Consider the following 8602-nt stretch of genomic DNA (forward strand, 5'->3'; position numbering starts at 1 on the left):
GTTCCGGAGCACTGGGGCTCCGAGGACGGAGCGCACCGATGACCGCACGACTGACCGGCCGGACCGCACTGGTGACCGGCGCCGGATCGGGGATCGGACGCGCGATCGCCGACCGGTTCGTCGCCGAGGGGGCGCGTGTCGTCTACGCGGACCGGGACGGTTCGGCGGCCGCTGCTGCCGCTGGCTCCGCGCTCCCGCTGACGATGGACATCTCCGACGAAGCCAGTGTCGAGGCCGGGTACGCCGCACTCGCCGCACAGGGGGCGAGCCCGGACGTCGTCGTCGCGAACGCCGGTGTCCAGCTGTTCGGGCACGACGCGAAGGTGGCCGACGTCTCGCTCGAGACCTGGAACCGGACGCTCGCGGTCAACCTCACCGGGACGTTCCTCACCGTGAAGCACGCCGTCCGGGCCATGCTCGCCGGCGGCGGCGGGTCGATCATCGTGACCGGGTCGCCGACGGGCCTCACCGGCGAGGGCGCGGACTTCGCGGCCTACTCGTCGACGAAGGGCGGTGTGCACGCGCTCGTCCGGGCGACGGCGATGGCCTACGCGCGGGACGGCATCCGCGCGAACACCGTCGTGCCGGGCTACACCGAGACGTCGCTCGTGTCGACGATCTCCGGGGACCCGGAGTCCCGCGCGGCGATCGTGTCGCGGACCCCGCTCGGCCGGCCCGGCACGCCCGAGGACGTCACCGGCATCATGGTCTACCTGGCGAGCGACGAGTCCTCGTACGCCACCGGCGCCGTGTTCCGGGTCGACGGCGGGATGACGAGCCTGTAGTCGGGGCGCGCTGCGCCGTGCGCCGCGGCGCAGCTGGTCAGTCGGTCGGACGCGCCGCGAGCAGGGCTCCCAGCGCTGCGGCACCGCGCTCGGCGTCCGCCACGGTCACCATCCGGGCGCCGCCACCGCCGAGCCGCGCGACCAGCCCCGGCCCGGACCGCACCACGTACGCCACACCGCGTCCGGAGAACCGGTAGCCCCACCCGCCCCACTGGCCCGGCGACACCTGCTCCCACCCGCACGACTCGATGCGGTCGAGCGGCACGCGCATGAGCGGGATCCGGGTCCACGTCGAGGTGAGCCGGAGGCCTCGTCGGTCGACGGTGCACTCGACCCGCGCGAGGACCAGGGCGGAGAGGCTGGCGAGCCCGAACAGCACCCCGGCGGTCACCGCGCCGCCGGTGCTCTCCGGCGCGATGAGGACCGTGCACAGGACGCCGAGTCCGACGACCGCGATGCCGAGCGCAGCGAACCACCACGCGCCCGTGCTCGAGCGCCAGGCGACCCGGGCATCCGGTCCGACCGGGAGGGGTGCGACGTCGAACGCGGGGACCGGGGGAGTCGTCCTGATCAGGGCGACCACCGGCGGCACCGCGACGACGACCATCGCGCCGAGGACGACGCCCACCAGCCACCACGGGAAGGTCGGGGCACCCGAGGCGTTCGTGAGCGCGACCGCGATCCACACCACCGTGAGCGACGCGGCGAGGGCGTTCACGACGGGCACCAGCAGTGCTGCCGTGCGTCGGTCGCGGAAGCGCAGGGCGAGCGCCCCGCAGACGATCGCTGCGGCCACGACGACCACGGTGATCCAGAGGACGGTCCACGGCGATCCCCAGCCGTCGGGGCGGCCGTCCGCCGCGAAGTGCGTCGCGATGCGGTCCGGCAGCGCTGGACCCACGGCGATCGCGACCACCGCGAGCGCCACCCCCACGGCCACGCTCGGCGCGACCACCGCCAGTCGCGTGCCGGTCCCCGTCGTCGGGTTCGTCATCGTGCCCCCTTGATCATCGCGTACAGGTCGTCGAGCGGGACCCCGAGGGTCTCCGCCTGGTCACGCAGCTCCGACACCAGCGCGCGGAGCCGGTCGAAGGACGCGTTCCCCGACCGGAGCACCGTGGCCCCGCGGCCCCGGCGCAGCTCGATGAGACCGTCGTCCTGCAGCTGGGCGTAGGCCCGCAGCACGGTGTGCATGTTCACGTCGACCGACGCCGCGAGCTCGCGCGCCGCCGGGAGGCGTTCACCGCTCCGGAGCTCCCCGCGGGCGATGGCGTGCCGGATCTGGACGGCCACCTGCTCGGCGAGCGAGGCCCGTGCGGACGGATCGACCGTGATCAACATAGTTCGCATTCTATGCGAACAATGCACTGAGTGGAACGCGCAACGCGTCGATCGAGTCCGGATGACGCGGGCAGCGGCACCGGAAGCCGCCCCCGCTCGGGAGCGCGCCTACCGTCTGGGCGGGGACGGGGACCGATCAGGGAGCACACCATGAGCACGTACGAGTCGAACGCCGACGTCCAACCGATGCGGGTCGTCACGTACCGGCACCTCCGCCGCGCCACACGGCGGGGATGGGCGCTCCCCGCGCAGGCCGAGCCCTCCATCGCCGACCTCGTGGGCGACCGCGGCCCGAGCGTGGTGTACCCCGGCCGCCGCCGCTCGTAGCCAGCGCGGATATCGTCGGGTGATGCAGCCCGAGACGCGTCCGCCGGCGACCTCCGCCGACAGCACCGAGTCCGCCGTCCGCGGGACCGGAGCACCGGTGCTCGTCGTGCACGGCACCCCGGGGGGCATCGACGTGGCCGAGGCCATGGGACGGTTCCTGCCCTCGGACGGCTTCCGCGTCGTCACGCTGTCACGGCCCGGCTACCTCGGGTCCACGCTCGACCCCGCCCGGGCCTCGCTCGACGACGAAGCCGACCGCTTCGCCGACGTCCTCGACGCCCACGGCGTCGACCGGGCCGCCGTGCTCGCCTGGTCGGGTGGAGCGCCGGCCGCCTACCGGTTCGCCGCCCGACACCCGCACCGCGTCCGCTCGCTGGTCGTCGCCGCCGGGCTCTCCGGACGGTGGACGCCGGCGCGCGTACCCCCGCTCGAGTGGGTCGTCTCGCACACCGCCGTCGGGGCGGCCCTCGCCGGGATCGCCGCCAGGGTGGCACCAGGGGCCGTCGTCCGGGCCGCCGAAGCCGGCGTCAGCTCGCTCCGCGGCCCCGCACTCGACGCGCACGTCCGCGACGTCCTCGCCGACCCTGTCCGTCGCGCCTTCGTCCTCGGACTCGCCGCGACCGGCAACACCTCCGGACCGCACCGCGCGGGCTGGCGGAACGACGTCCGGAACCTCGGTGCGGTCGACGACCTCGGGCTCCGCGACGTCCACGCGCCGACCCTGCTCGTGCACGGGGACGCGGACACCGACGTGGAACCCCGGCACAGTGCCCGCGCGCTCGCCGAGGTCCCGGGCGCGGAACTCCTCACGCTCCCGGGCGGGACCCACTTCGCGCTGTGGGACCACCGGGACGCCGAAGCCGTGCAGGACCGGGTGCGGGAGCACCTCCGCCACCCCTGACCGGGCGCGGCCGCCGGACCGGGCCGGCCCGGCCGCACGGCACCGCTCAGCCGAGCGCGTCCAGCAGCGCGTCGAGCGCCCGGTCCAGTTCCGGCAGCGTGAGCGCGCCGTACCCGAGGACGATCCCCGCCGGCGCGCTCCCCGGCGCGACCTCGTACTCGTCGAGTGCGCTCACGAGCACCCCGGCCGTCACCATCCGGCTGACCACCGCCCGAGCGGTCGCCGGACCCGACCACGTGACGACCGCGTGCAGACCGCCGTTCAGGGCCCGCGCCTCCAGTCCGGGGACCCCGCCGAGCCGCGAGGCGATCCGCTCCCGCCGGTGCGTGTAGTCCCGACGGACCCGGCCGAGGTGCCGCCGGAGCGCGCCCGTCCGGAGCAGGTGCGCGACGGCGACCTGCACCGGTTCGCCGACGACCGGACCGCGTGCCAGGCGTGCGGCGACGACCGCGTCGGCCGGTGCGCCCGGCGGCAGCGCCACGTAGCTGCACCGCAGCCGTGGGTCGAGGGTCTTCGAGAACCCGCCGACGTGCACGACCACGCCCGCGGTGTCGAGCGCCGCGAGGGCGGGGACCGGTGTGCCACGGTGGCGGAACTCCGAGTCGTAGTCATCCTCGACCACCACGGTCCCGGTGACCGCTGCCCAGGCGAGCAGCCGGTGCCGACGGGCGACGGGCATCACCGAACCGAGCGGGTACTGGTGCGTCGGCGTGACGACCACCGCGTCGACCGGGGCCGCTGCCGCGAGGGCGTCCAGATCGAGCCCGTCGTCGTCCACCCGGACGCCGACGAGGGTGGCACCGGCGCTCGTCATCGCCCGTCGTCCGGACCGGTAGCCGGGGTCCTCGACCGCGATGCGCGGGCTCCGGCCGAGGTGGTTCCGGAGCCCCTCGACCACCAGGGACAGGGCTTCCGAGGTCCCGCCGGTCACCAGCAGCCGAGCGACGTCGGGGGCGAAGCCGCGGCTCAGTCCGAGCTGTGCGGCGACCTGGACCCGCAACTCCGGGAGGCCGAGCGGGTCGGCGAGGCCGTTCCGAAGCGGGGCGTCGGTGGCAGCGCGCCAGGCGGCCCGCCAGTCCTTCGGCGCGATCGCGGTGACGGCGGGGACGCCCGGGCGGCAGTCGAGGAGCGGCGCTCCCGCCCCCGCCGCCCCGGCCGCCGCCGCGCCCGCCGCGCCCGCCCCCGCGCCCGGGCTGGCCGCTGGCGCTCCACTCGCCGCGGCGTGTCCGTCCGCCCGCGCCCCGGCCGGTCCCGCGGTCCGCCCGCCCATCAACGCGCGCGCGTGCTCTGCGGCCCGCGCGCCGGCCGGCACGCCCGGCCCAGCCGCCACGACCGGCACGCCCGCCACCACCCGCGCCGCCGCACCCTGCCGCGTCCGGATCCACCCCTCCCCGTCGAGCTGCTCGTACGCCGCGACGACCGTGCCCCGAGCGACCCCGAGCTCCGCCGCGAGCGCCCGCGTCGACGGGAGGGCATCGCCCGCCGTGAGCGTGCCGTCCCGCACCATCGCGCGCACCCGTGCGACGACACCGGCGGTCTTCCCCGACTGGTCCACCCGACATCCGCCGTTCTGGTCCACTGACCGGACCACTCCCGACCCTAGCGTTGCCCGCATGCGCACCACGAGCCTCCCGTCCGATACGTCCGACCAGTCCGACCCGTCCGACCCGTCCGCGACCATGCCGTCCCTCGCCGTCCGCCGCCTCCGCGACCGCCAGTCCCACGACCCGGCCGACCTCCATGCGATCCTCGCCGAGGCGATCGTCGCCCACGTCGGCTTCGTCCGCGGCGGCCACCCGCTCGTCCTGCCCTTCCTCTGCGGCGTCGGCGACCTCGGGGACGGCCCCGTCCTCCTCCTGCACGGCTCGACCGGAGGCGGCCTCTTCCTCGACGCCGGCACCGTCGGCGTCCCCGTGTCCGCCACCGTGACGCACGTGGACGGGCTCGTGTTCGCCCGCTCGACGTTCGACAGCTCCGCGAACTACCGCAGCGCTGTGGTCGTCGGCAACGCCACGGTGGTCCCCGAGGAGCTCCGCGCCGATGCCCTCCGGCAGGTCGCCGACCACCTCATGCCGGGCCGACGCGACGAGGTCCGCGAGATGACCCCGAAGGAGGTCCGCGCCACCCAGGTCCTCCAGCTCCCGCTCGACCACGCGAGCGTGAAGATCCGCGCGGCCGGCGTCGGCGAGGCCGTGGACGACGGCGAGGACCACTCCGTCTGGGCGGGCGTCCTGCCCCTCGCCGTGCGCGCGGGGGACGCCGCTCCCGGGGGACATCTCGGGGGACAAGCCGGTGGACCCGTCGGTCGGCGCGGTGGCGGCCCGCCTCGCTGACCTGGCGGTCGGTCGGGAGGCGCGGATCGCCGCCGTCATGCGCCGCACGCCCGCCTGACGGCTGGTTCCACGGCACCCGACTCACGTGAGCGCGGCTCAGCGAGCGCTCGGGACGGCATCGGAGCGGGCTGCACCCGACGGCACTTCCTGAGACGAACCGCAGGAACTCCCCGCGGCTGCCCAGGGGAGTTCAGGTTCGTGACCAATACGTTACCTTCTCGGGTCGTCTCGTCATCTGCTCGGGCCGGCTCGTCCGACCCGGAAGGAACCATGGGACGCCACGCACTCCCCGCAGCACCAGACGGCCGCGCCGTTGCTCCTCGGACCGCCGCACCCGAGACCGCTGCACCGGAAGTCGTCCCCGCCGGACCGGACGCCGAGCTGCGCCGCCCCCGCGGCCGCCGTTCCGCCTTCGGCCCCGCCGTCGCCCGGTCGACCTTCGTGGAGCACGCCAAGCCCGCTCGCACCGTCTCGCTGTCGCCGGCCCGCCCGGTCGCCTCGACCGCGGTCGCCGGGTCGGCCGTGCTGAGCCGTTCCGCCGCGCGCCGAGCCGAGCGCGCCGCGGATCCCCGACACATCCGCCGTGCCGCGAACGCCAAGCGCGCGGCGATCCTCCTCGCACCGGCCCTCGCGGTCACCTCGAGCCTGACACTCGCGGTCCCTGCGAACGCCGCCACCCCCTCGACCGCCGCGCACCACGGCACCACGACCTCGCAGCTGACGCAGACCTACACGGTCGCCCGCGACGTCCAGGTCCCGGTCGTGTCGACCGACGGCATGACGACCACCACCACGATCGTGTCCTACCCGACGATCGTCACGCAGTTCGGCGTGACCACGGGCCAGGCCGAGACCGCGATCTCGAAGATCCTCTCGGCGGGCGGCGACCGGGCGACCGTCGTCTCCACCGCCCTGCAGTACATGGGCGACCCGTACGTCGAGGGCGGCGCGAGCCACGAGGGCATCGATTGCTCCGGCCTCACGATGGTCGCGTACGCAGCCGTGGGCATCCCACTCGTGCACTACGTCCCGACGCAGGACGCAGCTGCCACGACGATCCCGGAGTCCGAGGCGCAGCCGGGCGACCTGGTCGTCTACGACAACGAGGACCACGTCGGCATGTACCTCGGCGACGGCCTCGTCCTGCAGGCCCCGCACCCGGGCGCCGTGGTCGACATCGTTCCGATGTACTCGGCCGCGCACCACTTCGCGCGCGTCCTCCCGGCCGGCAGCTGACCGGCACCTCCGTCGCGACGCGGTGGCGCCGTGGGGGTGACCCGACGCCGGACGTGACCGGCGTCACCCACGCGCACCGTGCCTCCCGTAAGCTGGAGTGATGGCCACCGAGACCCGCACCCCCTTCGAAGAGCAGCGCTCTGCTCGTCCGCAGGTGCTCCCGCGCACCGAGGGCTGGACGCAGGCGACCGACACGGCGGGGCGGCCGCTGCTGCAGTTCGCGTCCCCGAAGAAGGGCAAGCCGCCGGTTCACCTCGCCGATCTGACGGTCGAGGAACGCGTGGCGAAGGTCAAGGAACTCGGGCTGCCGGGCTTCCGCGCCAAGCAGCTCGCGACCCACTACTTCACGCACTACACGTCCGACCCGGCGAAGATGACGGACCTGCCGGCGGCCCAGCGCGAGGAACTCGTTGCGGGCATGCTCCCGCCGCTCCTCACCGAGACCCGGCGTCTGGCGACGGACAACGGCGACACGATCAAGTTCCTCTGGAAGCTGCACGACGGCGCCCTGGTCGAATCGGTGCTCATGCGGTACCCGGGGCGCATCACGCTCTGCGTGTCGTCCCAGGCGGGCTGCGGGATGAACTGCCCGTTCTGCGCGACCGGGCAGCAGGGCCTCACTCGGAACATGTCCACCGCCGAGATCATCGAGCAGATCGTGCGGGCGAACGCCGCCATCGCCGCCGGTGAGCTCGGGGGAGACCCACGCAAGGGCGGGCACGACCGCGTCGACGCCGAGCGCGTGACGAACATCGTGTTCATGGGCATGGGGGAACCGCTGGCGAACTACAAGCGCGTGATGGACGCCGTCCGCACGATGGTGGCGCCGCAGCCGAACGGCCTCGGGATGAGTGCCCGGGGCATCACGATCTCCACGGTGGGGCTGGTCCCCGCGATCAACAAGCTCGCCGACGAGGACATCCCCGTCACCTTCGCGCTCTCCCTGCACGCGCCGGACGACGAACTCCGCGACGAGCTCATCCCGGTGAACTCGCGGTGGAAGGCCGACGAAGCGATCGACGCCGCGCACAACTACTTCGTCAAGACCGGTCGTCGGGTCTCGATCGAGTACGCGCTCATCAAGGACATGAACGACCACGCCTGGCGGGCGGACCTGCTCGCGGAGAAGCTCAACAAGCGCGGCAAGGGGTGGGTGCACGTCAACCCGATCCCGCTCAACCCGACGCCCGGCTCCGTGTGGACCTCGTCCGAGGTGCACGTGCAGGACGAGTTCGTCCGTCGGCTCAACGCCGCCGGCATCCCGACGACCCTCCGCGACACCCGCGGCAAGGAGATCGACGGCGCGTGCGGTCAGTTGGCCGCCGCCGAGTAGACGGCTGGTCTGGTCTTGACGGGAGGCGCGGTGCGGGTTCGCACCGTGCCTTCTGTCGTTCCTGGGCTCCCGATCCGCGTGTTTCCGGGCCTCGCGGCTGCGACACGCCCGGGATGTGGGGCGGGTTGGTGCTCCCGTTCACCTCTGCGTAAAGTAATCACTCGTTGCCGCTGAGGCGGAGAACGGAACGGCCGGAACGGTCGCCTCCGAGTCTCGCCCGGGCAACGAAACCAGCCTCTCTGACGATGTCCGCTCATCGCGGTCGGAGTGGGGGGTGCGTCTGGTCCTTGAGAACTCAACAGCGTGCACATTGTCAATGCCAATTTATTGACCCCGTGACTCATCA

The 8602-nt window shown here is 73.9% G+C and carries 9 protein-coding genes; 6 read left to right on the forward strand and 3 right to left on the reverse strand.

Annotated features, from left to right (window positions below; all coding sequences use genetic code 11):
• The first annotated feature begins 38 nt into the window (after window positions 1–38).
• Window positions 39–785, forward strand: coding sequence for an SDR family NAD(P)-dependent oxidoreductase (locus FS825_RS18205; protein ID WP_144715816.1), 747 nt, complete (start codon window positions 39–41; stop codon window positions 783–785).
• Window positions 786–822: 37 nt separating this feature from the next.
• On the opposite strand, the gene FS825_RS18210 is transcribed toward FS825_RS18205, so the two are convergent.
• Window positions 823–1779 (reverse strand): DUF1648 domain-containing protein, encoded by a 957-nt coding sequence (locus FS825_RS18210; protein WP_144715818.1) that lies wholly within the window; start codon window positions 1777–1779, stop codon window positions 823–825.
• Complete coding sequence (locus tag FS825_RS18215) at window positions 1776–2126, reverse strand: GntR family transcriptional regulator (protein ID WP_144715820.1); 351 nt, start codon at window positions 2124–2126, stop codon at window positions 1776–1778. The genes FS825_RS18210 and FS825_RS18215 overlap by 4 nt, the downstream gene beginning before the upstream one ends.
• 150 nt (window positions 2127–2276) lie before the next feature.
• On the opposite strand from FS825_RS18215, the gene FS825_RS18805 reads away from it, so the two are divergent.
• The gene (locus FS825_RS18805) at window positions 2277–2453 is read left to right on the forward strand and encodes a hypothetical protein (RefSeq protein WP_186377329.1); all 177 of its coding nucleotides are present in this window, start codon (window positions 2277–2279) and stop codon (window positions 2451–2453) included.
• A gap of 22 nt (window positions 2454–2475) precedes the next feature.
• On the forward strand, window positions 2476–3354 hold the full coding sequence (locus tag FS825_RS18220) for an alpha/beta fold hydrolase (RefSeq protein WP_144715822.1): 879 nt from the start codon (window positions 2476–2478) through the stop codon (window positions 3352–3354).
• A 46-nt stretch (window positions 3355–3400) separates the two neighbouring features.
• Here FS825_RS18220 and FS825_RS18225 read toward each other — a convergent pair whose 3' ends face one another.
• Complete coding sequence (locus FS825_RS18225) at window positions 3401–4909, reverse strand: aminotransferase-like domain-containing protein (protein WP_260981316.1); 1509 nt, start codon at window positions 4907–4909, stop codon at window positions 3401–3403.
• 58 nt (window positions 4910–4967) lie between these two features.
• Between FS825_RS18225 and FS825_RS18230 the strand changes: the two genes are divergently transcribed.
• The 3 genes from FS825_RS18230 to rlmN all read left to right on the forward strand — a co-directional run bounded on the left by FS825_RS18230 (window position 4968) and on the right by rlmN (window position 8256).
• Complete coding sequence (locus FS825_RS18230; RefSeq protein WP_222126969.1) at window positions 4968–5687, forward strand: pyridoxamine 5'-phosphate oxidase family protein; 720 nt, start codon at window positions 4968–4970, stop codon at window positions 5685–5687.
• A gap of 270 nt (window positions 5688–5957) precedes the next feature.
• A complete protein-coding gene (locus FS825_RS18235) occupies window positions 5958–6923 on the forward strand; it encodes a C40 family peptidase (RefSeq protein WP_144715826.1) in 966 nt (321 codons plus the stop codon).
• A 100-nt stretch (window positions 6924–7023) separates the two neighbouring features.
• Entirely contained in the window at window positions 7024–8256 is a 1233-nt protein-coding gene (rlmN, locus tag FS825_RS18240; protein ID WP_144715828.1) for a dual-specificity RNA methyltransferase RlmN, read from the forward strand.
• The last annotated feature ends 346 nt before the right edge of the window (window positions 8257–8602 follow it).

The sequence above is a fragment of the Curtobacterium pusillum genome (assembly GCF_007680845.1).
In the GTDB taxonomy this organism is placed as follows: domain Bacteria; phylum Actinomycetota; class Actinomycetes; order Actinomycetales; family Microbacteriaceae; genus Curtobacterium; species Curtobacterium pusillum_B.

Coding starts and splice junctions, on each gene's coding strand:
- FS825_RS18220 (WP_144715822.1), top strand. CDS start 2,476: ATGCAGCCCGAGACGCGTCCGCCGGCGACCTCCGCCGACAGCACCGAG.
- FS825_RS18205 (WP_144715816.1), top strand. CDS start 39: ATGACCGCACGACTGACCGGCCGGACCGCACTGGTGACCGGCGCCGGA.
- FS825_RS18230 (WP_222126969.1), top strand. CDS start 4,968: ATGCGCACCACGAGCCTCCCGTCCGATACGTCCGACCAGTCCGACCCG.
- FS825_RS18215 (WP_144715820.1), bottom strand. CDS start 2,126: ATGTTGATCACGGTCGATCCGTCCGCACGGGCCTCGCTCGCCGAGCAG.
- FS825_RS18235 (WP_144715826.1), top strand. CDS start 5,958: ATGGGACGCCACGCACTCCCCGCAGCACCAGACGGCCGCGCCGTTGCT.
- FS825_RS18210 (WP_144715818.1), bottom strand. CDS start 1,779: ATGACGAACCCGACGACGGGGACCGGCACGCGACTGGCGGTGGTCGCG.
- rlmN (WP_144715828.1), top strand. CDS start 7,024: ATGGCCACCGAGACCCGCACCCCCTTCGAAGAGCAGCGCTCTGCTCGT.
- FS825_RS18805 (WP_186377329.1), top strand. CDS start 2,277: ATGAGCACGTACGAGTCGAACGCCGACGTCCAACCGATGCGGGTCGTC.